Origin of the sequence: Desulfobotulus alkaliphilus (assembly GCF_007830435.1) — a bacterium.
Classification (GTDB): Bacteria; Desulfobacterota; Desulfobacteria; order Desulfobacterales; family ASO4-4; genus Desulfobotulus; species Desulfobotulus alkaliphilus.
Window position 1 is genome coordinate 78,369 of sequence record NZ_VLLC01000011.1, and the last position, 23,912, is coordinate 102,280.

22 protein-coding genes are annotated in these 23,912 nt (G+C 52.7%); 13 read left to right on the plus strand and 9 right to left on the minus strand.

The genetic code is table 11. The features are described from left to right. Positions 1 to 53: 53 nt before the first annotated feature. Positions 54 to 713: a methyltransferase gene (locus tag LZ24_RS08285; RefSeq protein ID WP_144684447.1), complete on the minus strand. Its 660-nt coding sequence runs from the start codon at positions 711 to 713 to the stop codon at positions 54 to 56. A gap of 433 nt (positions 714 to 1,146) precedes the next feature. On the opposite strand from LZ24_RS08285, the gene LZ24_RS08290 reads away from it, so the two are divergent. From LZ24_RS08290 to LZ24_RS08300, 3 genes are all read left to right on the plus strand, one after another. Beyond that, on the plus strand, positions 1,147 to 1,782 hold the full coding sequence (locus LZ24_RS08290) for a CatA-like O-acetyltransferase (RefSeq protein WP_186443005.1): 636 nt from the start codon (positions 1,147 to 1,149) through the stop codon (positions 1,780 to 1,782). Between the two features lie 97 nt (positions 1,783 to 1,879). Beyond that, positions 1,880 to 3,892, plus strand: coding sequence for a methyltransferase domain-containing protein (locus tag LZ24_RS08295; protein WP_144684451.1), 2,013 nt, complete (start codon positions 1,880 to 1,882; stop codon positions 3,890 to 3,892). 112 nt (positions 3,893 to 4,004) lie between these two features. Further along, the gene (locus tag LZ24_RS08300) at positions 4,005 to 5,267 is read left to right on the plus strand and encodes a glycosyltransferase (RefSeq protein ID WP_144684453.1); all 1,263 of its coding nucleotides are present in this window, start codon (positions 4,005 to 4,007) and stop codon (positions 5,265 to 5,267) included. 199 nt (positions 5,268 to 5,466) lie between these two features. Here the strand turns inward: LZ24_RS08300 and LZ24_RS08305 are convergent, their stop codons facing one another. Then, complete coding sequence (locus LZ24_RS08305; RefSeq protein WP_144684455.1) at positions 5,467 to 6,225, minus strand: hypothetical protein; 759 nt, start codon at positions 6,223 to 6,225, stop codon at positions 5,467 to 5,469. 246 nt (positions 6,226 to 6,471) lie between these two features. Further along, positions 6,472 to 6,702, minus strand: a complete 231-nt coding sequence (locus tag LZ24_RS08310; RefSeq protein WP_222427583.1) for a hypothetical protein — start codon at positions 6,700 to 6,702, stop codon at positions 6,472 to 6,474. A 259-nt stretch (positions 6,703 to 6,961) separates the two neighbouring features. Between LZ24_RS08310 and LZ24_RS08315 the strand changes: the two genes are divergently transcribed. The 7 genes from LZ24_RS08315 to LZ24_RS17580 all read left to right on the plus strand — a co-directional run bounded on the left by LZ24_RS08315 (position 6,962) and on the right by LZ24_RS17580 (position 12,330). Continuing rightward, positions 6,962 to 8,065 carry an SLC13 family permease gene (locus LZ24_RS08315; RefSeq protein ID WP_144684459.1) on the plus strand — a complete coding sequence of 368 codons (1,104 nt, stop codon included), beginning with the start codon at positions 6,962 to 6,964 and terminating at the stop codon, positions 8,063 to 8,065. 86 nt (positions 8,066 to 8,151) lie between these two features. Further along, positions 8,152 to 8,301, plus strand: a complete 150-nt coding sequence (locus LZ24_RS17195; protein WP_186443006.1) for a hypothetical protein — start codon at positions 8,152 to 8,154, stop codon at positions 8,299 to 8,301. A gap of 76 nt (positions 8,302 to 8,377) precedes the next feature. After that, positions 8,378 to 10,024 carry an apolipoprotein N-acyltransferase gene (gene lnt, locus LZ24_RS08320; protein WP_186443007.1) on the plus strand — a complete coding sequence of 549 codons (1,647 nt, stop codon included), beginning with the start codon at positions 8,378 to 8,380 and terminating at the stop codon, positions 10,022 to 10,024. 81 nt (positions 10,025 to 10,105) lie between these two features. Beyond that, positions 10,106 to 10,465 carry a hypothetical protein gene (locus tag LZ24_RS08325; RefSeq protein ID WP_144684463.1) on the plus strand — a complete coding sequence of 120 codons (360 nt, stop codon included), beginning with the start codon at positions 10,106 to 10,108 and terminating at the stop codon, positions 10,463 to 10,465. Between the two features lie 16 nt (positions 10,466 to 10,481). Next, the gene (locus LZ24_RS08330; protein ID WP_222427584.1) at positions 10,482 to 10,943 is read left to right on the plus strand and encodes a pyridoxamine 5'-phosphate oxidase family protein; all 462 of its coding nucleotides are present in this window, start codon (positions 10,482 to 10,484) and stop codon (positions 10,941 to 10,943) included. 147 nt (positions 10,944 to 11,090) lie between these two features. Further along, entirely contained in the window at positions 11,091 to 11,891 is an 801-nt protein-coding gene (locus tag LZ24_RS08335) for a substrate-binding periplasmic protein (protein WP_144684467.1), read from the plus strand. Positions 11,892 to 12,030: 139 nt separating this feature from the next. Next, positions 12,031 to 12,330 carry a hypothetical protein gene (locus tag LZ24_RS17580; protein WP_222427585.1) on the plus strand — a complete coding sequence of 100 codons (300 nt, stop codon included), beginning with the start codon at positions 12,031 to 12,033 and terminating at the stop codon, positions 12,328 to 12,330. A 72-nt stretch (positions 12,331 to 12,402) separates the two neighbouring features. Here LZ24_RS17580 and LZ24_RS08345 read toward each other — a convergent pair whose 3' ends face one another. From LZ24_RS08345 to LZ24_RS08365, 5 genes are all read right to left on the minus strand, one after another. After that, complete coding sequence (locus tag LZ24_RS08345) at positions 12,403 to 13,434, minus strand: PDDEXK nuclease domain-containing protein (RefSeq protein ID WP_222427586.1); 1,032 nt, start codon at positions 13,432 to 13,434, stop codon at positions 12,403 to 12,405. A 398-nt stretch (positions 13,435 to 13,832) separates the two neighbouring features. Further along, positions 13,833 to 15,506 (minus strand): FAD-binding oxidoreductase, encoded by a 1,674-nt coding sequence (locus LZ24_RS08350; RefSeq protein WP_144684471.1) that lies wholly within the window; start codon positions 15,504 to 15,506, stop codon positions 13,833 to 13,835. Positions 15,507 to 15,890: 384 nt separating this feature from the next. Next, positions 15,891 to 17,441 (minus strand): FGGY-family carbohydrate kinase, encoded by a 1,551-nt coding sequence (locus tag LZ24_RS08355; RefSeq protein WP_144684473.1) that lies wholly within the window; start codon positions 17,439 to 17,441, stop codon positions 15,891 to 15,893. Beyond that, positions 17,438 to 18,967, minus strand: a complete 1,530-nt coding sequence (locus tag LZ24_RS08360) for a glycerol-3-phosphate dehydrogenase/oxidase (RefSeq protein WP_144684475.1) — start codon at positions 18,965 to 18,967, stop codon at positions 17,438 to 17,440. The genes LZ24_RS08355 and LZ24_RS08360 overlap by 4 nt, the downstream gene beginning before the upstream one ends. Further along, positions 18,964 to 19,683 carry a GntR family transcriptional regulator gene (locus LZ24_RS08365; protein ID WP_186443008.1) on the minus strand — a complete coding sequence of 240 codons (720 nt, stop codon included), beginning with the start codon at positions 19,681 to 19,683 and terminating at the stop codon, positions 18,964 to 18,966. The genes LZ24_RS08360 and LZ24_RS08365 overlap by 4 nt, the downstream gene beginning before the upstream one ends. A gap of 171 nt (positions 19,684 to 19,854) precedes the next feature. Here LZ24_RS08365 and LZ24_RS08370 point away from each other — a divergent pair, with 171 nt between their 5' ends. Beyond that, positions 19,855 to 21,630 (plus strand): ARMT1-like domain-containing protein, encoded by a 1,776-nt coding sequence (locus LZ24_RS08370; RefSeq protein ID WP_246118559.1) that lies wholly within the window; start codon positions 19,855 to 19,857, stop codon positions 21,628 to 21,630. Positions 21,631 to 21,644: 14 nt separating this feature from the next. Here the strand turns inward: LZ24_RS08370 and LZ24_RS08375 are convergent, their stop codons facing one another. Further along, a complete protein-coding gene (locus LZ24_RS08375) occupies positions 21,645 to 22,322 on the minus strand; it encodes a response regulator (RefSeq protein WP_144684479.1) in 678 nt (225 codons plus the stop codon). A gap of 433 nt (positions 22,323 to 22,755) precedes the next feature. On the opposite strand from LZ24_RS08375, the gene LZ24_RS08380 reads away from it, so the two are divergent. Both LZ24_RS08380 and ispF read left to right on the plus strand, forming a co-directional pair. Beyond that, positions 22,756 to 23,034, plus strand: coding sequence for a hypothetical protein (locus LZ24_RS08380; RefSeq protein WP_144684481.1), 279 nt, complete (start codon positions 22,756 to 22,758; stop codon positions 23,032 to 23,034). 183 nt (positions 23,035 to 23,217) lie between these two features. After that, complete coding sequence (gene ispF / locus LZ24_RS08385) at positions 23,218 to 23,739, plus strand: 2-C-methyl-D-erythritol 2,4-cyclodiphosphate synthase (RefSeq protein ID WP_186443009.1); 522 nt, start codon at positions 23,218 to 23,220, stop codon at positions 23,737 to 23,739. Positions 23,740 to 23,912 lie beyond the last annotated feature (173 nt).

A 23,912-nucleotide genomic window follows, 5' to 3' on the forward strand; every position in this document is an offset into this window, starting at 1 on the left:
GGATGCGCTGTATCCTGATGTTCAGGTGACACCCAAGGGCAAAGATGGTGGCCTTACGCCCCCGGTTCTCCCATGAGCAGTCGGTTTTTGGGGGTAATGACCGATGGGATGGCTGCGGTATAAATGTCATATCCAGCCGCCCGGAGTTTCAGTGCCCTGACCGCATCCACGGCCAGATCCGGCGGCATCCATGGGGTAAGGCCGCCCGTATCACAGGTCTCAAGATCGTGGCAGCAGGGCAGCACGGCCACTCGGGTACGGGCAGCCACGGCCCTCGTCAGAATGCGGTCGGTCAGGCAGCCGCAGGCATGGGCGGAGACCACAAGATCTTCGGGTAAAAGCGTAATTTCTTCCATGTCCCGGGTTTCAAAGCAGACCCGGTCCTTCAGAAAGGGCCAGGTTTCGGCCATGGCGGCAAACAGCGCTTCAGCACTTTTGGGTATCCGGGTATCCACAGCCAGACCTGAGGGGGATGTCTGGTCCAGAATCAGCAGGATCTGGGCCAGAAGGCCGTGACCGCAGGCCAGATCCACCACCCTTCCCCCCCGGAACCGCCGCCGTATCCTTCTGGCCATTTCCCAGGCCTCGTAGAGTTCTTTTCTGGGCAGGACGCCAGCCCGGCAGACAGTCCGGGCAATGCGGCAAAAAAGGGTGTCTTCAGGGAACAGATCCTGATGCATGGGCATGAGACGGTTTTTGCTGGAAAGTTTCATGTAAGATCTTCCGGTGAAAGGGTTTTTATCCGGCCCACAATGAAGGCAGGATTTATTCAAAAAATGCCCCTGATGTTTGTTTTGTTCGCCCTGATCATCACCAGAGTCAACGGGAAATACCGCAGGTGCGTAAGCATATATCAGGAAGGTATAAAAATATACCTTCATTCCAGTATATTATATAATGCATTGTAAAAGATTTCATATGATTATATGATTGTACGAAATAACTGGTATCTGCTTCATTGATATTCCCATGAAGGGTTTGCCCGAGACTGAATTCTGAGTGTATCGCCAGACTTGGCACCTCATCTTATCTCTCAAAAACTTGAAGACCACCGGGTGAGAAGATTTCGGAACCGGAGACCTTTCTACACTGGCTGCCCCCTTGTGTTCCACACACCTTCAACCCCTTCTTTATCTGGATATGCCCATGAAGAAGATCGACCTTGCCACCTATAAGCGAAGGGGAATGTTTGCGGCCTTCAAGGATCGGGATATTCCTTTTTTTTCAACCTCAAGCCATATTGACATAAGCAATCTGAAAAAATTTATTGATGACCAAAGGTGCGGTTTTTTTCTGTCTGTCAGCTTTCTGATCACAAAAGCCGTGAATTCTGTACCAGAACTGCGGCACAGGGTCATTGATGGGGATCTTTTTGAATTCAAAAGGGTGGCTCCGGGCTTTACCGTGCTTTTGGAAGATGAGACTTTTTCCTTTTGTGATTCCCGGTATTTTGATTCCTTTGAGACGTATCGGAGATATTCGGAAGCAAAAATTCAGGAGGTGAAGGAATGTCCTGACCAGAGCACCGGGGAAAAACATCACATGTTTTTCATCACCAGTCTGCCATGGTTCAGTTTTACATCCATTGTGCATCCCCATGACAGGCAGTATGGGTACATTCCTGTGGTGAGCATCGGAAAATATTTTCAAGAAGGCGAGAGGCTCCTGCTTCCCGTCGGAATTCAGGTCAACCATGCCCTGGTGGATGGTATCCATGTGGGCAAATTTTATCGGCAACTGTCGAATATGTGTGAGTATCCTGAGCTTTGGCTGTCCGTATGAAGGGGGGGCACAGGTTGTCAGGCCGGTGAGGAATCGTAAGCGTACGCTCGTCTGGAGATACCCGTCCAGTTTATTCAGATCCTGATGGAGGCATGGCATGGAAAAACAGGTGCAGCATGTTATCATCGTTGATGGCTTTTCCACCGGAACTTTTTATCCGCCGCTGCTGCGGGAGCGTGGAATTCCGGCAGTGCATGTACGTTCCGGTACCGTTGTTCCGGATGGACAGTTCGGAAAGGTTGTGGAGGAACTCCTCAGCCGGGTAAGCCGGGATTATGCGGCCATGCTGGAGGAAGGGCCGGATCTTGATGGCCTTGTCCGGAATCTTTCGGCCTTTACGCCCTGTGCCGTGCTTGCGGGCTGTGAAACGGGCGTGGAACTGGGTGATCTTTTGGCGGCACGCCTTTCCCTTTCCGGCAATGATCCGGCCTCAAGCGCCACCCGCCGCAACAAATATGAAATGCATCAAGCCCTTGCCCGTGCCGGACTGCGGCATCTCTCCAGTCTGCTGACCGACAGCCTCGATGCCCTGCTCGGCTGGATACGGGAGGGAGACAGGCTGCCCGTGGTTCTCAAGCCGACAAGCAGTGCCGGTGCCGACGGGATTCATGTTTGCAAAACCTTGGAAGAGGTGCGTAAGGCATTCCATGTGCTGATGGGAGCATACGACTTTTTCGGTCGGAAACTTGGACTGGTTCTGGCCCAGGAATTTGCACCGGGGGTGGAGGTGGTTGTGAACACGGTTTCATGTCAGGGCCGTCACAGGGTCAGTGACCTTTGGCGCTACAGCAAAATGATTACCCCCGAAGGCCGCTCGGTTTATGACGGTGGAGGACTTGTTGCGGATTTCGGGGAGGATACGGAGCGGGTTCTGAAGTATGCTTTTGCCGCACTGGATGCCCTGAATATCCGTTTCGGACCGGCCCACAGCGAAATCATGATCACCCCCTCGGGGCCCGTACTGATCGAATGCGGCGCGAGGCCCATGGGTGCCTCTTTTCCACAGGATCTGCTCCGGGAATCCGTCGGGCATACCCAGCTGGAGCTGGCCCTGCAGGCCGTCCTTGATCCTGAAGTCTTTATGGCCCAGCTGAACACCCCTTATGTTCTTCGGAAACACTTCTTCATTAAAAACCTTGTCTCTAACAGGCAGGGCGGTCTCGATGCCACCCCGGCCGTGACCCTTCTTTCAGGCCTGCCTTCGGTGCGCAGCGGCAACTTTTTGCATTGTCTGGAAAGTGGCCATGTGGAGCAGACCGTGGATCTGCTCACCTCACCGGCAACCCTTTTTCTGTGCCATGAAAATCCGGATGTGCTCCGCGAGGATCATGAGCTGATCACCTCCCTGGAAGAGGAAGGCCAGAACCTGCTTTTTGAGCTGACATCCATGGACGGAGCCCACCCGGATCCGGACTGGTTTCAGCGGATACCCGATGAACTCTGGCTCCGTCCGGAAAGCGAGGGCGAAGTGGATGCGGATACGGTGTGGAAGGCCCTCGGGCTTTTGCCCGGTCAGGAGGTGCTGGACTGTCCCTGCGGAGATGCCCGCTTCGGACAGAATCTTGCCCGCAGGGGTGTCCGCTATACCGGCGTTGACATCAACCCCCGTTTCATTGACCGCGCCCGTCAGCGTTTTTCCGGTCTCGGGCTTGAAGGAAGCCTTTCCGTCGGGGACATGCGCTCACTTGGTTTTGAAAACTGCTTTGATGCCGTGATCAACTGGTTCAACAGTTTTGGGTATTTTGATGTTGAAACGGACTTTCTTGTTCTTAAAAATCTGGCGGCTGCCCTGCGGCCGGGAGGTCTGCTCCTCATTGAAGCCCCCAGCCGCAGCAATATCATTGTTAATACAACGCCTAAATTTGACAGTGACGGAAAGGAACTGGAGCGCCGCTGGGATGAAATCAGCGAACGCATGTTTCTGCCCGTGCCAGTAACGGAAGAGGGCAGGATTGTGCATGTGCTTACCGGCCCGAGGCTGTACTCCATCAGTCAGTACAAACTTCTGTTCCGCCTTGCAGGGCTGACCTTTGTAACGGTATATGACGAAAAACTCGGACCCTTCACGGATACTTCACGGCGGATGATTCTGCTTGCACGTAAAAACTGAAAACAGGAGGCGGTGGATCTGTATATAATGTGGGCATCAGCCATGTCCAGACACTGACCCTTGATTTTTTAGAAAATCATCTTAAAAAACATCAAAATACAGGGAGATTCAGATGCGCTGTATCCTGATACCTGTAGGCAGCCACGGAGATGTACATCCCCTTCTGGGGCTGGGAGTTCATTTGCAGGAAGAGGGTCATGAGGTGATCGTCTGCACCTGCGGTTACTTCAGGGAGCTTGTGGAAAAGTGCGGCCTGCGCTTTGAAGAGGTGGGAACTGCGGAAGATTATCTGGATCTTATCGCCAGCCCGGATCTCTGGAATCCATTGAAAAGTTATACCTATATGTTCCGAAAAACGGGAAAGGCACTCATGCAGACCCAGTTTGAAACCATCTCCCGCCTGCATGAACCGGGAAAAACCCTTCTGATCAGCAGCTATCTGGCCATGGGAGCACGTATTGCCCAGGAGAAGCTGGGGCTTCCCCTGATCTCGGTCATCTACCAGCCCGCTGCCCTCTGGAGCATCCATGATACGCCCCGCTATTTTGGCATGCTCACCGGCCCGAGTGTGCCAAAATTCCTCAAACGACTTCAGGGCTGGCTCCTGCTTGACGGCCTCATCGGTGCCGTTATTGCACCTCCCCTCAACCGTTACAGAAAAAGTCTGGGTCTGGCTCCTGTCCGTAAAGTGGATCAGTGGCTGCTTTCCAACAGCTTTGTGCTGGCGGCTTTTCCCAAATGGTTTGCCCCCGCACAGCCGGACTGGCCCCGGCATATCCTTCATATTGGCTTTCCCATGTGGGATGGTATGGGAGAAAAAAATCTTCCTCCGGAAGTGGAAGACTTTCTTGCACAGGGCGAAGCCCCCCTTGTTTTCACGCCCGGAACGGCCAATATGCATGCAGTCCGCTTTTTTGAAAGTGCCAGAGATGCCTGTGTCATGCTGGGAAAAAGGGCTGTTTTTCTGACAAGATTTCCGCAACAGCTTCCCGAAAACCTCCCGGCCTCCATTCTCTGCCACAGTTATCTGCCCTTAAGTCTTCTTCTGCCAAGGGCCACGGCTCTGGTGCACCATGGGGGCATTGGTACGGCCTCTCAGGCCTTCCGTGCAGGTATTCCCCAGCTCATCATGCCCATGAGTTTTGACCAGCATGACAATGCCGAAAGGGTCAGGCGTCTTGGAGCAGGGGCCTTTCTCAGTCCTGGAAGGTTTACGGCTCCAAGGCTTGCAGGCCTTCTGCGCAGAATTTGTCAGGACCTGAAAATCCGTCAAAACTGCCGGGAAATCAGTCTCGCCATGCAGGGGGAAAATGCTTTTACCTGCGCCCGCAGGGCCCTTGAAATGTTAGGGGAAAATGCAGGAGCTGTTTTGTGATTTTTTTGTGTGTATCTGATTGGCAGGTCTCTTCTGAGTAACTTCAAAAGTTACTTTATGACAAAACGCCGCAACACGGCGTGGGTTGCTTCTGAGTAACTTGTGCCGGATGCAAACCCATTTCGATCAGTGATGGATGGTTGGCCATTTTTTAAGCTTTTGAATTAAAAGAACTAAATTTAAGCTGCTCAGGTGTTGTTTATCGGGAGGACATTTTGGGTTTAATGCTTTCCCAGCCCTTGGGAGATGCCAGCGCACCAATGGTCAGGGCGAATGTATTTATATCCTGACTGGGCGTATCTAATTCTAACTCACCTAATAAAATAGCGACAATGGCCTGTGCCTGACGGCAGCCTTTTTTTCCACCTGTCTTTAGTTTCCTTAATACAGGCTCAATTTCCGGACGAGCTGCATTTTGAAGGGCCTGAGACATCCGGTTCCTATCTTGTCCTGAAGTGCCCTGAATTTTTTTCTGTATCACCCGTCCAGCGGAGTAGAGCATTTCGAAAGGTGAGCCGACAACGGTACCTGCAATGGCTCCACGAGCCGCGCGACTGTTCAACTGATTACAAATAAATGTTAAAACCTCAGAGCAGTTCGCAACCGGTACCATTGCGATTTTTTTGAAAATTGGGGCAGTACAAGTGCATGGATAATCCCCCAGCTTGTATAATTTGTAATTTTTTGCATACTTTGCATCGGTTAGTGCCCAAAGCGTTTCTTGCAGGCTTCCTGCTTTATATGCCTTGTATGCTCCCACAAAAGGTGATGCTATCATGGTTAATGGGTTCAGGTTATGCAAGGCCTGCCCGATGGCATGGCTTGATCCTGTCGTTGCAACCGGATTAAGGGTAGATACAATTTTATTGAGGCGACGGTTCCAGTCCACTTGGCTGGCATAGTCTTTGTCTGTTGACATATACGCTATTATTTCATCGAGTTCGGGTATCTTTGCCATTTTTTTTCTCCTTTATTAAAAATTCTGATTGCTACCCTGACTCAGCCAGAGCCTGCTGGTCAGATTGTTGTCAGGCCCATGGTGAGAGCTTTCATACGGGCAGGCGCAAGGCCTGCCCCTACGAATGTTTTTTACGGTCCTGTTTTGTAGGGGCACCCTTTACGGGTGCCCGCCAACAATCGTAAAATCTGGTCATGTAATCTCCATGGCTTAAAGTTCCTATGGCTGAAAGACGTGGTAACCCGATTAAAAATAAGCTGCTTTTTCGTGTCTGTCCTTAAGCCTGTTCGGGGCAGACGGGAAAAGAGCCTGTCTGCTGTACCAGTGGCTGATGGTGCTCCATGAATATTCCCTGCCGGAGGTAATGGTGACATCAGGAAGTTCCGTTACGGCTGCATTCCCCGCATTAAGATTGCCATTGCTGCACGCATAGAATGCCATTTCAACCTTCCGGTGCCGTTCAGGTTTACAAGACATGGAGCGGTTATTTCCAGCTTTTTACCGAGGCTCTGAGTATCTGAGGATGACTCCGTTTTTCATGGGCAGGATGTTTTCATACTCTTTTTAAATAATTCTTTTTTTTACAATTTGCAATAAAGACAAAAAATGGGGTAAGGCCTTCCGGAGGAGGCCTCTGAAATCCGTCTGCCGCCTTAATACGGAACCGGCAGGGGGGTGAGCCGAAGGAAAAGGGCGGGCCTTTTTTATTCTTGAACGATTATTCTGGGAAAATGGGATGGCAGTGACCCTTCATGTCATTTTGCGGAGTATCAGGGACAACTGGCTGCTGGTTCTGCTCACGGCGGTACTCCTTCTGCTGCTGTGGGGACGTCCTGAAAAGACTCTGGAGCTGGATCGCTTTGTACACTGGCCCACCCTTGCGGCCCTTGCAGGGCTGATGATTCTCAGCCGGGGGCTGGAAGACAGCGGTATGCTGGCCAGAGCAGGACATCTTCTCCTTGGCTGGGTTTACGGTCAGCGGCGGCTGGCCTGTGTGCTGGTTCTGTTCTCAGCCCTGCTGTCGGCCATTGTCACCAATGATGTGGCACTTTTCATTGTGGTTCCCCTGACGCTGGCCCTGCGGACCGTAACGCCGCTTCCCATTGGCCGGATGGTGATCTTTGAAGCCTTTGCCGTGAATGCGGGTTCTGCCATCAGTCCTGTGGGCAACCCCCAGAATCTTTTTTTGTGGCAGGCCTCGGAGGCAGGCTTCATGGATTTTCTTTTTGCCATGATGCCCCTGAGTGCCATGCTTCTGCTGCTGGTTCTTCTTCTGATTCCCCTTGCCTTTCCTGCCATGCCCATTGAATCCGCAGACCTTGGTGATTCCCGGCCCGTGAAATTGCCCATGGCCCTTGTTTCCCTTTTCTTTTATCCTGTTTTTCTTTTCATGCTGGAGCAGGGATGGGCACTGGCTGCGCTGGGGCTGATTGCTGTGGTGTATCTTGTTTTCTGGCGCGGTGTGCTGTGCGGGGTGGACTGGCTGCTGCTGATGGTTTTTGTGCTGATGTTCATGGTAACGGGCCTTCTGGCTGCCCTGCCATGGATGCATGGTGCTGCCGGGCTGGGGGCAAAGCTGCCGGGTGGTATTTTCACATCCGCCATGCTGCTTTCTCAGGGGATATCCAATGTGCCGGCAACCCTTTTTCTCCATCACTTTACCCATGACTGGCAGCTCCTTGCCTGGGGAGCCAGTGTGGGAGGATTCGGGCTGGCCACAGGCTCCATGGCCAACCTGATTGCCCTGCGTCTTGCCAGAAACTACCGGCTCTGGTGGTCTTTTCACCTCTGGTCCCTGCCACTGCTGGTCATGGGCTGGCTTGCGGGTATGATTCTATAAAAAGGTTTTTTTCAGAGCCCCTGATTTCAGGCCCAAAAATAAAATGTCTCTGGCTTTGCTCCCGGATGCCCACCATGGAGCCACAAATGCTGGAAAAGGTCATCGGAATGTCGGGAGCGGGCGACTTTGAAACGGGTGCCATGATTTTTGTGCGCAGAACTGAAGGGCAGCAGATTGTTTGTTTCTTAAGGAAAAGAACTGTCGGCCCTGAAGATAATGGCAAAGTTTTTGCATAAACAGGCGCGTGTACTGACAGAAGATTACCGAAGGGCATGGGCCTTTAAAGGTTCCCATGGGGGGAGGGAGAGGCTGATGGGGCAGCGATATTTGCCCGTGGCATGCCTGAAGGCCCTGTTTGGCTGGGGGCTTCTTTTGGGTGCTGCTCTGGTACTTGGTCTCTTTTCTCCACTGGAAAAGACGCCATGGCTGGCCTGTGTTCTGCTTGCGCCCCTTATCCATATGCTGAACCATGGGGGAAGAACGGGAATCCTCAAGGGGCTGATGGCAGGGTGGATCTTTGGAACGCTGAGCTGGGCCTTTGGCACCTTCTGGCTTCTGAACGCCATGGAAAGCCTGATGGATCTGGCTTTCTGGCAGTCTTCGCTTTCGCTGGCAGGGATCTGGCTGTATCAGGGAAGTCCCTTTGCCCTGTTCGGGGCTCTCTGCGGCTGGATGAACCGTAAGGGAGCTCCGGCAGGGCCCCTGTTCTGCGCCAGTCTCCTGACCCTTTTGCTTTACCTGCGTCCCGTTCTTTTTCCGGTTTCATGGACGGTGGCCGTAACCTTCTGGCCGGGATTCATCCAGATCGCCGATCTTGGCGGAGAGCTTCTTGTCTGCTTTTGTCTGATCTGGGTCAATGGGCTGGTTGCCGATGTATTTTCCGGGATGAGGCAGCGCAAGGTCAAAAACTTTGCGGTGAGTTTTATTTCTCTTTTCATTTTATTGGCTCTGGTTCTGGGATACGGGGTCTGGCGCATTGCCATGCTGAACGGAGAGGAGCGGGAAGCCGTGGGACGGAGCATCCGTGTGGCTTCGGTGCAGCCCAATGTTCCCGTCCGCTGGGATTCTAAGAATATTGTGAATTTTAAAACCGATGAGACCCTCTGCCTTGAGGCCCTGACCCGAAACCCGGATCTTGTCCGGGATGCGGATCTTCTTCTTTTTCCAGAGCTTCCGCGCATGGACTGCCGTTCGGAAGAATTTGAAAAGAGCGGACTCAGGGCTGCGTTAGAACATCTTCGTATTCCGGTTCTGATGCATGGCAAAGAGGAGATTCCGGCACCAGAGGCTCCCGTGATTCACAGACTGGAGGCAGAGGATCGCAGCATTGTGGAAGAAAAACTGGAAGCCCGGTACAGTGCTGTTTTTGCCTTGGATCATGGGAAGGAGTGCGCTCTGGTTTACAGAAAAAGGATTCCGGTTCCTTTTTCAGAAACAAGCCTCTATTCTTATTTCTTTCCGGAAAGGATCCAAAAACCGGGTTTAAAGCTTTGGTTATCCAGAGGCAGTAAGCCCGGCCTGATCCCTGTGGGGGATTTTTCTGTTCAGCCCATGATTTGCTTTGAAAGCGGCTTTCCAGAGCTTGTGAGGGAAGGCGTGGGGTTGGGGGCCAATCTTTTGGTGGAGCTTTCCAATGACGGCTGGTTTTTCAGTTCCAGAGCGGAAAAGAAGCATCTGGGTATGGCGGTTTTCCGGGCTGTGGAGTTTCGCCGTCCCCTCGTTCGAAGCAGCAATTCCGGCGGCGGTGCCCATGTCCGGGCCACGGGTGAGATTGTGGAAGGAACCCTGACGCCCCATGATACGGTCTGGGTCACACAGGAAGCACTTTTCTGCCCTGATGTTTCGACACTTTTTGCACGCAGGGGGTATGTCTGGCTGTGGGGTGCGGTTCTGATCGTGTGCTGGCACATGCGTAGTGCACTGGGGCGGGGCAGAAAGGCTTTATCCTGCCGGGTTTGATCAATGGCATTGCATTTGCTATGCAAAATAATGTCTGAGATGCAGTTCATACCAAAATTTTTTTAAAAAGGAGAATTCCCCATGTTCCGGTCAGCCTGTATCCTTTTGATCTGTATCGTCACTCTGGTGTTTCCTCCATTCGTCCTGGCTACAACCACAATCAACGTGGAGAACTGCAAAGCCGTCGGCTCTGTCGTCGTGAAATGTTATGACTGCCAGAGCGGCTCCGAGCGTTATCTTGGCAATGTGGCTGTCCTGACAGGTTATGAAGAGGCTCAGGGGAAAAAATTCTGTGTGGTCTCTGATGAGGCGGTAAAGGCCTGCAGCCGGGCATTCGGAGTTGCGGAGTATAAGATAGGATACTACACAAAGTTCAAGATAGGGATCGACACAAAGGAAGAGAGCTACAGGACATCCTGCGTGGAAGTCGTGGGAAAATAAGACAAAAGGAAACATCATGCGCAGAATGCGAAGACCAGACAGGCAGATGCAGGAGGCAGATGCCCTTTGTCTTCTGAATAGGGAGAAATACGGGGTTTTGTCCACCGTCGGAGCGGACAGGCAGCCCTATGGGGTTCCCTTGAATTTTTGTGTTATCGGGAATGGGATCTGTTTTCATTGCGCTCCGGAAGGACATAAAATCGATCATTTCACCGTGGTTCCCAAGGTGTCCTTCTGCGTGGTGGGACGTACCGAAGTGCTGCCGCCAAAATTTAGTACACGGTACGAAAGCGTCATTGTATCCGGCGGGATCACGGAAGTCTTTGAAGGGGAAAAACGGCAGGCCCTTGAGGGGCTTGTGCACAAATATGCCCCGGATCACCTTGAAGATGGTCTGATATATGTCGCGACCAGTCAAGACAAGACCCGCGTATTCAGGATTTCCATGGATGCTGTGACAGGGAAAGCCCGGGACTGACCATATGCCAGTTATGTTGGCAATGGCAAGTGTGTTGGCGCAAACGGTGGCAGTAAGCTGAAAAATGAGATTCTTTTTGATTGTATCTGTATAATTGTTCAGAACACTTAGGTCTCTGTTTTGATAAATCTTATCTGATGGGGGGACATGGCGATCCGTTTTTCATTCCGTTTTTTTATCACCCTGCCTGCTTTGCTGCTCGCGGTCTGGCCCTGCCAGGTTATTTCTTCCACCATTCATATTGCCACTCCTGAATGGCAAGGTCAGACAGCTAAGGATGGCAGCGGTCTGTTTTTTGATTTGCTGAGAAGAATGTATGAGCCCCATGGCATAGAACTGTCCTTTGAAATTGCTTCCTGGAACCGTTCCATTCAGCTTGTAAGGGATGGTCATGCCGATGCCATACCCACTGTGTGGCGGGATGATGCGGAGGAAGCAGGTCTGAGACTGCCCCGTATGCCGCTTTATATCGAATATACCTCTGTTGTTTTTAAAAGAGATCGTTTTCCAGAATGGAAAGGGTCGGATTCCTTAAGGGGCAGGAGTGCTGTATGGATAAATGGCTATAATTATCATAGGGATACGCCGCTTGAGGGGTTGCCTTTGAGCTGGACTGAGGTCGCAAAGCCGGAAACCATGTGGCGTATGCTGGCGGCGGACAGGGTGGATGTGCTGATTGACGCACGGATGGATGTGGAAAAGTATATGAATAAACATCTGGTGGATACGGTTGTTTTCAAAATGGTGCCCCTCTGGGGGCATAAGGCGTATCTTGGTTTTTCCGACAGGCCTTCTTCGGAAAAACTGATGGAAATTTTTGATGAAAGTATGGCAGCAATGCTTGCTTCCGGTGAGCTGGCTACACTCCATGAAAAATGGGGTATGAAGGGTTTTGATCCCTTTGCGTGGGAGGCGGATGGTGAAATGGTTTTTGGCAAAGAGGAATAAAACAGCAAAGGGCTTAAGGATAGTTTTTGGATAGGCTTTTCTTTGTATGGCATGATGAATGTCGTTGATTCTCTGCCCCAAAAAACTGTTTCCATTATTTAGCCCTCCCGCACACTGATGTTAAGAGAAACGCAGCTTTTTGCATGGTGTGCAGCAGCGATTCGTCATAGCCGGTCTGGAACTTGTCGGCCACGATCAGGAAGCGGTAAGGATTCTTTCACACCTTGTCCGGGATCTGGCTGCTGGGAAAGCCGTTCAGCGTCGCTTCGGTAACCTTCTTGCCGCCCATGGCCCGGAGGAAATCCTCAATCCGGGCGATGAGCGCCCGCTCCAGCTGCCGTTCGCTGTGTTCCTCGCCCAGCTCCAGAAAATCGAGGTGTATTCGTCCTTCACTGCCAGTTTGGCTTGGGCGCGAAGTTCCAGAGTCAGCGTCTGGTAGAAATTGGTCTGGCCCAGCAGGGTTTTTCATCGATCAGGTCATCGGCATCGGTGGTGTCCTCATCCAGCTTTATCATTCCGCCTCCTTGTTTTCGAGCCGGTTGCGCGACAGCTCAATGGCGGCATGAAGTTTTTGCTGCAAAACCTTTTTGGGTGGCAGTTCGGTGAGGTATTCGGCCACATGGATGCCGGACTGGCCGAGTTCCAGCAGTTCGATCCGTTCGTCATCCTTGCCGGAGCAGAGGATGATGCCCAGTGGCGCTTCCTCGCCCGGTTTGCGTTCGTATCTGTCGAGCCAGCGCAGGTACAAGGACATTTGCCCAAAATGATCGGGCCGGAATTTGTCCAGCTTCAGTTCAATGGCGATCAGCCGTCTGAGGCCACGGTGGAAGAACAGCAGATCCAGATAAAAATCATCGCCATCCACGGTCATGCGTTTTTGTCGGGCAACAAAGGAGAAGCCCGCGCCCAGTTCGAGCAGAAAGGATTCCATTTCCCGGAGGATGGCGGCCTCAAGATCTTTTTCGAGGTAGGCGTCTTTCATACCGAGAAAATCCAGAACGTAGGGATCACGAAAGACCAGATCCGGGGTCATCAGATTCTCTTTTTGCAAGGCATCCAGTTCCATGCGGGCCAGATCCTTGGGCTTGCGGGACAAGGCGGTTCGCTCATAAAGCATGGAGCCGATTTTTGTTTGCAGGGTGCGGGTACTCCAACCTTCAATCCTGCACATTTCAGCGTAGAAATCTCGTTTGAGGGGGTCATCAAGATAGATGAGTGCCTTGAAATGCGTCCAGCTCAATTGTCTCCGCATTGCGGAGACAGTTGCCTCTTCGGGAAACGCCTCGGAAAACCGGATCATATGGCGAAGAGACTTCTCAGAAAATCCTCGCCCGAACTCCAGTTCCAATTCTCTCCCCGTTGCGGAGACAATCTGCCCACCATATTCGGCGCGCTCTCCCTTGAGAATCTCCGTGTTAATCCGCTTGCCGATACGCCAATAAAGCAGGGTCAGGCCAGCGTTGACGGCAGTTGCCACCTGGGCACGGGTTTCTTTTATCAAGGCCCGGATATCGTCCAGCAGCACACCACCGGAACCCACCATCAAAACCTCCCGGCTCCTGGACTTTGCAGTCTTTTTCATCGATCCGCCTCTCCGACAATCGGTTCCAGAAATCCTTCCCTATGCATTAAGGAAATCTGATTATCACTCTCTTTCAGCCATAGAAATTTTAAGCCATGGAAATTACATGTCCAGATTTTGCGATTGTTGACGGGCACCCGTAAAGGGTGCCCCTACAAAACAGGGGCCGTAAAAACCATTCGTAGGGGCAGGCCTTGCGCCTGCCCGCATGAAAGCTCTCACCATGGACCTGACAACAATCTGGTCAGCAGGCTATGGCTGAGTCAGGGTAGTAATCAGATAAGGAAAAGCCCTTATCCAGTCTTGCGTTCCAGGACAAGGCTTTTCTTTTGACCGGGGCGGTGAAAACCTTTTCCACCTTACAGCCCCATAACCCCCGGCCCCAGAATCCCGTGGGGATCCAGATGCTTCTTCACGGCCCGCAGCAGTTCCATGCTTTCTCCCCCGAGCTGTTTTTCCATGAAAGGCCCCATCATCCTTCCTACGCCGTGGTGGTGGGAGAGGGTGCCCCCTGCATGGAGGATGCGTTCAATGATCTCCCTGTGAAAGGCCCTGTAACTGTCCAGATCTTCCATGCGGGCGATGAAGATAAAGTAGAGATTGGTGCCCTGGGGATAGAAATGGGAAGCGTGGGTCATGCAGACGGTCTGGGGGCGCGCCTTGATGAAGGCCCGCACACTGTCATGCACCCGGTGCAGGGCTGACCAGGTGACGCCCGTTTCCAGGGTATCAATGATGATGCCGAAATCCAGCAGATCTTCCCGCATGTAGGGATCAAGGTAGCGGCCATGCTCCCACTTGTGCACCGGGTAGGAAGTGAGGCCCATGGCCCCGAATTTTTTGGCAATACGTCGGACGTTTTTTGCCACATTCCGGCTGAAGCCCGCTTCCCCCTCCGCCGTGCCCAGGGCGAGGCAGCGTTCCATGGGCCGGTATCCGCTAAAGCGCATGAGGCTGTCCAGCGGCCCGCCTTCCACGCCATAGAGCTTCAGGGCCACATCCGTTTCTTCGGCATCCGAGATGCGGAACACCGCAGGCATGCCGCACTGGGCCTGGGTGATCTCTCTGGATGCGGCCACGGCCCTTTTCCAGTCCGGAAAAATGAAGGAAAAGCGTCTGGTGTTTTCCGGCATTTTGCGGAAGATTTTTAAGGTCACACTGACGAGAACCCCGAAGGCCCCTTCGCTTCCCTTGAAAATATCCTGAATCTTAGGACCCGTAGCCGTTGCGGGAACACTTTGTGTCACAATCTCCCCTCTTGGGGTGATGACTTCCACGGCAAGGAGGAGATCCGCCGCATCGCCGTAATAGGAGGAGGCCTGCCCCGATCCCAGGGTGAGAATCCATCCGCCCACGGTGCTGAACTCAAAGGACTGGGGGAAGTGGCCGCAGGTGTAGGGCCGCAGGGCACCGAAGCGTTTGGGAGCTTCGTTGAGGGCAGCCTCGTAGTCCGGACCGCTGATGCCCGCCTCCACGGTGACGGCGTGGTCTTCCTCATTCAGGGAGAGTACCCGGTTCATGTGGGTGGCCATGACCAGCGTGACACCGCCCTTTTCCATGCGGTGACCCAGGGTGACGGAAGAGCCGCCGCCGTACACGGAAAGGGGGATGCGGTGCTCGTGGCAGAGGGAGACGATTGCCTGTACGTCTCGTTTGTGGCGGGGATGCACCACAAGATCCGTGATGCCTTCTGTATGGTGATGGCGCAGGGCCAGAGCCTCTTCCGTGGTTTTTCCCGTGCTGTAGCGGATGCGGTTGAAGGCATCCCTTTGCACTTGCTCCGGCCCCATCGCCTTTTCCATGGCCTGAATGAAGGGAAGGGGCAGGGGGACGGGAAGGGTTTCTGAAACCCTTTCCTCGCCCGTGAAGCGGGGGGTGAGAAAATCCCTGTCCCCAAGGCCGAAGGTTTCTTTCAGCATGGCGTGGAGTCTGGGGTTGGGATGCTTGAAGGTGTGGGGATCGCCCCAGCGGAAGATGCTGCGAAAGCTTTTTTCAGGGGGCGGGGTATGAATCCATGGGCTGTGGGAGGGCATGGGTTTTCCTTTCATCTTTTATTGTAACTGTTCAGCACAGTTTATTCTGAACTGACAATGCTGTAATTACAGCAGCATCGTACTGTTGCAAGGCTCCGTGGCTATTTGCAAGTGACATTGCAATCGTTTCGGATCAGAGCTTCGCAGGCCTGTGCGAAAGAAGCGGCAAACTGTCTGAGCCGCCACAAAGGCAGCGTACTAAGGCCTGCCATGGTAATCAAAAAGCTTATCCTGCCTGTGGCGGGGAGTTTTTGCCGCTTCCGCACAGGGCAAGAAGCTCCCGAATAAGATTGCGTCACGGGCAAATAGCCGGGGCCTGTGCATCTGTCTTACAGGTATGGTACTTGGAAAACGGTGCTGAATAATTACCTTATATTCAGGTTTTCACCGGCTTTCCGGATACCCCGTGATGTCCCGGATTTTCCGGTACAGGGGGGCAAGGGCCTTGTACATGCGCTGGTACACTTCGGTGTAAAGGCGATGATAAAGTCTCACATTGTCGGCATCCGGGACAAAACGCTGCTGTACCCGCACCATGCGGGAAAGGGCCGTCGTCACATCCGGATGCAGACCAAGACCCACGGCCGTGACGAGGGCTGCCCCAAGGCCCGACGTTTCACAGGTTTCCCCCCGCACCATGGGGCGGTTGAAGATGTCTGCGGAAATCTGACACACCGCATCGCTCTGGGAAGCACCGCCGGAAACGGCAAGGGTATGGATGGGAATTTTTCCACGTTTTTCAATGCTGTGCAGGCCGTCGAGAAGCCCATAGGCCAGCCCCTCGATGACGGCCCTGTACACATGGGCGCGGGTGTGGACATCCCCGAATCCGATGAGGCTGCCCTTGGCATCCGGATGGTGGAGACCGGGGCTCCAGAAGGGTTGCAGTACAAGGCCCATGGCTCCGGGCGGGGTTTCGGCCAGAAGACGGTCCAGCAGCATTTCCACGGGAAGCTGACATGCAAGAGCCTCCTGGGTTTCCGGATGGCCGAACTCGTTTTTGAACCAGGTGATCATCCAGTATCCCCGGAAAATTTCCACCTCTGCATTGTAGTATCCGGGAATTGGGGCCGGGTAGGCAGGCATGAAGCGAAGGGGCTCAAAGTAGTCCTTTGTGGTGGTCTGCACCGTGGCCGTGGTGCCGAAGCTCAGGCTCGCCATGCCCGGCTGAAAAACGCCGGCCCCTAAGGTTTCGCAGCCCTTATCGGATCCGCAGGCGATGACGGGCACACCTTCCCGAATGCCCGTTGCGCGGGATGCACTGGCCGTGACCCTGCCGAGGACAGCCCCCGGCGGGAAAAGCTCCGGCAGTTTTTTTTCCGGTACAGGAAAGAGGCGGCGGCTGAGGGAAAGGGGACCGCTCCAGGCCTGTTTTTTATAGTCAAAGGGGAGGTGGCCGATCTGTGAGGCGGTGGAGTCGCTGAAATTTCCCGTGAGTCTGTGGTTAAGGAAGCCTGACACCTGCATATAACAGGCGGTTTTTTTCCAGAGCCCTGGCTGGTTCTGGGCAATCCAGTTGCATTTGGCATCGGTCTGGGCCTTGTACACCAGCCGGGATGCTCCGGCAAGGTGCAGAAAAGGAGAAAGCAAACCGGCTTGCCATACAGGAGAGGCCTTGCGCTGATCCAGCCAGGTGATGGCCGGTCGAAGGGGATTGCCCATTCTGTCCAGACAGATCATGGTGGCCCGCTGGGTAGTGATGCCCATGCCTGCGATGCGTAGAAATTCTTCCGGAGCCTTTTCTTTAAGGCTTAGACAGGCCTTGCAGAGATTATCCCAGAATAACATTGCATCCTGTTCCGCCCATCCGGGTTTTGGACTTTCATAGGGAGCGTAGCAGCGTTTTTCCGATGCCAGCAGACGGCCTTCAGCATCAAAGAGGTGGGCGCGCAGGCTCTGGGTGCCGCAGTCGATGGCCAGAAGGCTTTCTTTCATCGGGGAACTCCATGGTTTTTCTGCCAGAGCTCCTTATATCTCAGAACTTCATGCTCCCATTTTTTAAGGCGCCAGCCCAGAACAGGCAGGGCCAGATCCCTGATGTCATCCATGATATCCATGCCACCACCGGCGAGAACAAGGCCAAGGCGCAGGCGGCGCAGAAGAAGGTCATCCAGATGGCGTATGGAAGCATCCCGGCAGACAAGGGGGATTTCTGCGAGGATATGACGGGTTCCGGGAATGGTTTCAAGCAGGGCAGGGTTTTTTGTTTCAAGATACTGCGCATCACTGCCGTAGCGGCCGCAGAGCAGCTTCCATAGTTTTGGATCAAGTTCTGGCGGACAGGGCGGAGCAAATGCCTTAACAACGGGAGTTTTGACATCGGGCAGGGGCAGGTGGCGCTGGCGGCAGCCCAGCTTCAGGGTATCCCAGGCCAGTTTGCGGAAGGTGGTGAGTTTGCCGCCCGTGACGCTGATGAGCCCCGGAGCCTGCCAGACAATATGCTCCCTTGATTCCTGGGAGGGTTTTTTTACCATGCTTTCTGTGACAACGGGGCGCAGTCCCGCAAAGGTGGAGAGGATATTTTTTTCGCTGAATCCTGCATCCGGAAAAAGATGGGTCAGTGCCGTCAGAAGATACAGAACCTCATCTCTGGTGATCACGGGATTTTCCGCGTCCTTCAGGGTACTGTCTTCGTCTGTGGTGCCAAAAATCAGGGCGCCTTCCCATGGAATGAGAAAAACCGGACGCCGGTCATGGGGGTGGAAAAAACTCACCGCTGTTTTCAGGGGCAGGAGGCGGGAGGAAAAGACAAGATGGCTGCCCCTTAAGGGCCGGATATGCAGTTTTTTTGAAGGCAGGGGGTGGAGCTTCGCTGAAAAAACGCCCGTGGCGTTGATCACAAGGGGGGCGAAGTACTTTCTTTTTTCTCCGCTTTCCCTGTCATGGGTACAGACACCCGTTACCCGGCCTTCTTTGTTTTTTGCAAGGGCTGTGACCCTTGTGTAGTTCAGGGCAAAGGCTTTTTCATGGCAGCAGGCTTCCCGGATGAGCCGTAGTACAAGGCGGCTGTCATCCACCTGGGCATCATGAAAGATAAAGGCACCGGAGAGTTTTTCCCTTCTCATGCCGGGAAGGGCAAGGTGGATGCTTTCAGGGTTTTCAAAGGCATGGCGCTGTTTTCCTGCCATGAGATCATAGAGAAAAAGTCCGGCTTTCATCTGTAGCACCGAAGGTCCGCCATCCCTGTACAGGGGCATGAGAAAGGCAAGCTCTGTGACAAGTCCCGGCATTTCCTTCATAAGCCTTTCCCTGTGTCGGACGGAGTCCATGGTGAGGTGAAGATGCCCCTGTTTCAGGTAGCGCAGCCCGCCGTGCACCAGTTTGGAAGACCGGCCGGATGTGCCGGAGCTGAAGTCGTCGCCCTCAAGGAGAAGTACGGAAAGGCCCATGGCTGCGGCTTCGCGGAAGATGCCAGCCCCTGTGATGCCGCCTCCGATGACAATGAGATCATAATGGTTCATGGTTCCTCTGTTTTTGTTGTGGGTTTTTCCGTATCCGAAGCTCCGGGGAAGAGACTTTGCCAGTAGGCAAGGCTTTTTTTCATGGCTTCTGCGGCAATTTTTTCCACGGCATCGGGATCTGTAAAAAGGAGCTCAGGGAGTGCTTCATAATATTCCATGGACTCCCTGCGTGTTTCGGAAGTTTGAAAGTAGAGGGTTCCGCCGTTGATGAAAAGGGCCTTGAAATCATTGTACATGAGAAGGGGTACCCTTCTGCCTGCGGCCAGAATCATGGTTTCCTGAAGGTGCCAGTCAAATTCTGAAAAGATTCTCGGGTCTTCTCCGGGCAGCTGATCCGGTGTCAGAAGGGCTGCCACGGGTTCAGGATGGTGGATGGCCGCCAGACGGGCGCAGGGGGGCAGGATTTCCATGCGCAGTTCCAGCAGTTCCGTGATCAGGGAAAGGGGGATGAACTCCGTATACCGGGCAAGGGTGCTGAGAATACCCATGCCTCCGCTTTTCCAGAAGTCATTGACCACGGAGCTTCTGCCATGGCGGATGGTGATCCAGCCCTGACGCTCAAGGAGTTTCAGGGTTTCCCTGAGGGTGGGCCGTGTGACCCCGAGGCTTTCTGCCAGTTCCCGTTCAGGGGGCAGGGATGTGCCTTCGGGCCATGTGCCGGAAAGGATACGGTGAAGAATGTTGTGTTCCGTATGGAGGGAAGGACGTATGGGCATGGGGTCTCCTTGTTTGCTGTATTGGCAAGAGGTCATACCAGTATACCTGCCTTTTGTCAAACATGCGGGCCGGGCCTTGACACCTTTCCCCCATCTATTTAAAAGGACTGTCAAAGGTCTGGAGGCAGCTTTTTTTCATCGGTGGCGCATCGGGCAGGGAGAATCCGGGGTATGGATATGAAGGTGGATATGAAAAGGGAAGCAGAGGAGAATCATAAAGCGGCTCAGGCGGCATGGGAAGCGGCCTTTTATATTGAAAACCACCTGGACCATGCGGCCTACCCCGAAGAGGTGGCGCCGCCTGAGCAGGTGGGATTCATGGTGCATACGGCACCGGAGGAACGCTATTATCCCTGCTCGGAAAAAATGTATCAGGCCATCATGGGAAGGAATGCCTCGGCCTTTCTTCAGCAGCGTTACGGAGAGGTGCTGGAACGCATTCTGGCCCTTGTTGAGGACTTCATAGAAAAAGAAGATGAGAAAGCTTTTCTGAAGGCCCTGATCCGCATCAAGTTTCAGCATGAAACCCGGGATGAACTGATGATTCCTTCCCGTATAGAAAAAAGACTTTTCCGGATTTTTCTGAATCAGACCAACATTGTTGACCCTTACCTTGAGGAAAAGTATCTGCGGAATCAGTGGGCGGTTCAGGTTTTGTCTTCAAAGGAATTCAAGGATGCCTTTGATTTTGTGGATCTTTCTGCCATGAAAAGGCCCCCCGTTTCTTTGGGAAGAATCCGGGACAATCTGAATTCCCTTGAACTCCAGCGGCTTTTTCTCATGACCGGAGCCAGTGAGCTGTGGCAGGGGGAATCCTGCGTACTGCCCGACAAAGAGGGGTTTCTGGAAATTTTTTCCCGTCCCCTGACGGGTGAAGTGAAAGAGCTTTTCTGTTTTCTGGGAGTCCGGGGGGAGTCCTTTCACTGTAGCGATGCGGGGGACAGAAAGAAAATTCTCTGGCTTGCCAATGAAGCCGGTGAAATCATCATGGATTTAAAAATCATCCGCTACCTTGCCCGTCTTGGGCATAAAATTGTGGTGAGTTTCAAGGGTGAGCCCATTTTTACCAAGGTGGATTTTGCCGATGTCATGGAAGACAGGGTGCTGCAGCAGGCACTGGAAACGGCCCGTATTCTGGGAGATCCCGAGATCAGCAAAAATGCCCTCGTGGATATTTTAAGAAAAGAAGAAAATATCATCGTGATTTCAGATGGTACAAGGGAAAATGTCAATCTCCTGCTGGCCTGTACCACCTTTGCAAGGGCCTTTAAGGAATGTGATCTGATTATTTCAAGGGGCGAAGAACAGCGCAGACGCTTTTTTGATACCCACTTTCAGTTTACCCGTCCTGTTTTCAATATCTGTACCATGGAAGGAGGGCGGGTGGATATTCTGCATAAGCCTGCTCCGCCGGAGGTGATCCGTTTTTCCCACTTTGATCTGGAGCGCAGGGCCAAAGCCATTATCGGGCAGATGAAAGAAGCAAGGGAGGGTGGTATGGCTGTCATGTTTTACAGCGGTATCATCGGCTCCATACCCGGTAAGATAGATGAAGCCAAGCGGATCATGACGGTATTCATTGACCATCTGCGGACACTTTTTGCAAAAACCTTTATCATTAACCCGTCCCAGTACTATGAGCCCGGAATGGATGCCGATGATCTCATGTATATGTGGGAGATTGTGCAGCGCAGTGGCTATATTGATATCTGGCGTTTTCAGACCTACGAGGATATTGCGGAAACCTTTACCCTCCTTGGGGAAAAGGTGCCGCCGGAGTGGGTGGGAAAGGATGCCACCTATTCCACGGGCTGCACCAAGGAAATGCACATTGCCATGGATGTGCTGAAAACAAACCCTGAGATGCAGCTGATGGGACCACCCGCTGAAAAATTTATGCGGCGTAAGGATTATGGGGTGGGCAAGATGCATGATAAAAAATTGTAGCGGAAAGGTTCTGTCTATTCTTTCCAGAGATCCACATCAATGAGTCCCAGCCGGGCCGCATAACGGACCAGCTCCATGGTGGAGTGGACATTGAGTTTTTTCATGATGTTGGCCCGGTGATTTTCCACGGTTTTCGGGCTGATGCACAGGCGGTCACCGATATCCTTGGGTGTGCTGCCTTCGGCCAGAAGACGCATGACTTCCTGTTCCCTCGGCGTTAGGGAGCCGTATTCCGTATCTGTGATCTTTGCCTCTTTTACGGGAAACTGTATGAGTTTTTCCACAACCTGATGGGAGATGGCGCTGTCCAGATAATAATCCCCCCGCATGGCCGTTTCTATGCCCTGAATCAGGCGGTCCGATGCGGAATCCTTGGCAATGTATCCGATGGCTCCCGCCTGAAAAGCTTCGGCAATATAATCAATTTTGGCATGCATGGATACAATGAGAATACGCACGGGGTGGGAAGCGGCCGTAAGATCCCGGGTGAGCTGTATGCCGTTGATGTCGGGCAGGGATATGTCCACAAGCACGAGGTCCGGTTTGAGTTCTCTTGCCATGCGCAGTCCCTCTTTGCCGGATCCGGCTTCCCCCACCAGCTCAAAGCGCCTGTTTCTTTCAATAATGGATTTCAGTCCTTCACGGAAAAGGGGGTGATCATCAATAATAAGGATACGGATATGTTCTTTCAAAAAAATTCTCCCTGCTTCAGTTGAAAATTATCCGAACCCTTCCGGTTTTTTTATGCCTTGGCCTTGCCGGAAAACAGGGTAAGGAACCCCATATGCCTGATATACGCAGAAGATGTCCTTTCATGTAGCATAATTTGCCGTCTTTTCAATATTTAATCTTGATCATTTTCTTTTTTTCTGCTTTTGTGTGCCCGCTCTTTGGGTATGGGCATGGCAATCATTCCTTTTAATGACCGGCTTTTATCCCTGCTTTCTTTGAGGGTTTCGGGAATCTTTCCCGGGAAAATAGAGTTTTTCCCTATGGACATTCCCGCTTTCTTCTGAAATATGAAATCAGAATGCAGAGTGTGTTTTTCATAAAAAACACTGTTCCATGCCATGGAGACTATCTTTAAAGATTTATCCTGAGGACAAAAACGAAGGGAGGTTGCCTGTGATTTCTCCTGCTGTTGCCAATTCCGCCGATGTATGTGCCACCCTCCTCATGAGACTGACGGGTCAGGGACTTGATCCGGGCGAAGTGCATCGTCTGGTCAAGGACGTGTACGGCCTTCTCCGTAACGGAGGTGCCTTTACCCTTGCCGGAATCAATGAGGCCCTCACCCGCATGGGCTGGTATCCCGATGTCATGGATACCATGACCCTTGAACTTCTAATGTTTCTCCTTGAAAGCGAATTTTCCATGCGCATCGAAACCCACACTGTCCACTGAAAAGGCCCTGTCCGGACAGCCATATCTTTATCTCTGACTTACCTTTTTTTCTTCTGCTTTTACCATTTTTTTCCTCTGGTTCACGCCATCTTGCCCCCGGAAGGTTTACGCCTTTACGTCCGTGGAAAGGAAATGTATAAAAATCTCCGAAAACGGGATTTCTGACCTGTAAGGGAGAATATTATGCATCCTTTTGATCTGCGCACCGGCATCGGCAGTGACACCCACCGTCTGGTAACAGGACGCCCCCTGATCCTTGGCGGCGTAAGACTGGACCATCCCATGGGGCTTCTCGGCCATTCCGATGCGGACGTCCTTACCCATGCTGTCTGTGATGCCCTGCTTGGTGCTGCGGGCATGGGAGATATCGGAGGGCTTTTTCCGGATTCCGATCCTGCCTTTAAAGATATTTCCAGCCTGAAACTTCTTGGGATTACAGGCAGCCATCTGAAAGCATCCGGGTTTTATGTTGTGAATATTGATGCCACGGTTTTTGCACAGGCACCCAGAATCGGTCCGTACCGGAAAGAGATGGAAAAAAATATTGCAGAATCTCTTTGCATGGATTCGAAGTGTGTGAATATCAAGGCCACAACCACCGAAGGGCTGGATGCCGTGGGGCGCGGGGAAGGGATTTCCGCCACGGCCATTGTTCTGATCTGGCAAGGGGATAAAAAGGATGGTTTGCAAGGTGGTTTGAAATGATTATAATGCAAATCTGTCTGTAACTTCTGAGTAACTTCAAAAGTTACTTTATGATAAAACGCCGTAACACGGCGTGGGTTGCTGTTCAGTACAGTTTTCCAAGTACCATAGCTGTAAGACAGATGCACAGGCCCCAGGCTATTTGCCCGTGACGCAATCTTATTCGGGAGCTT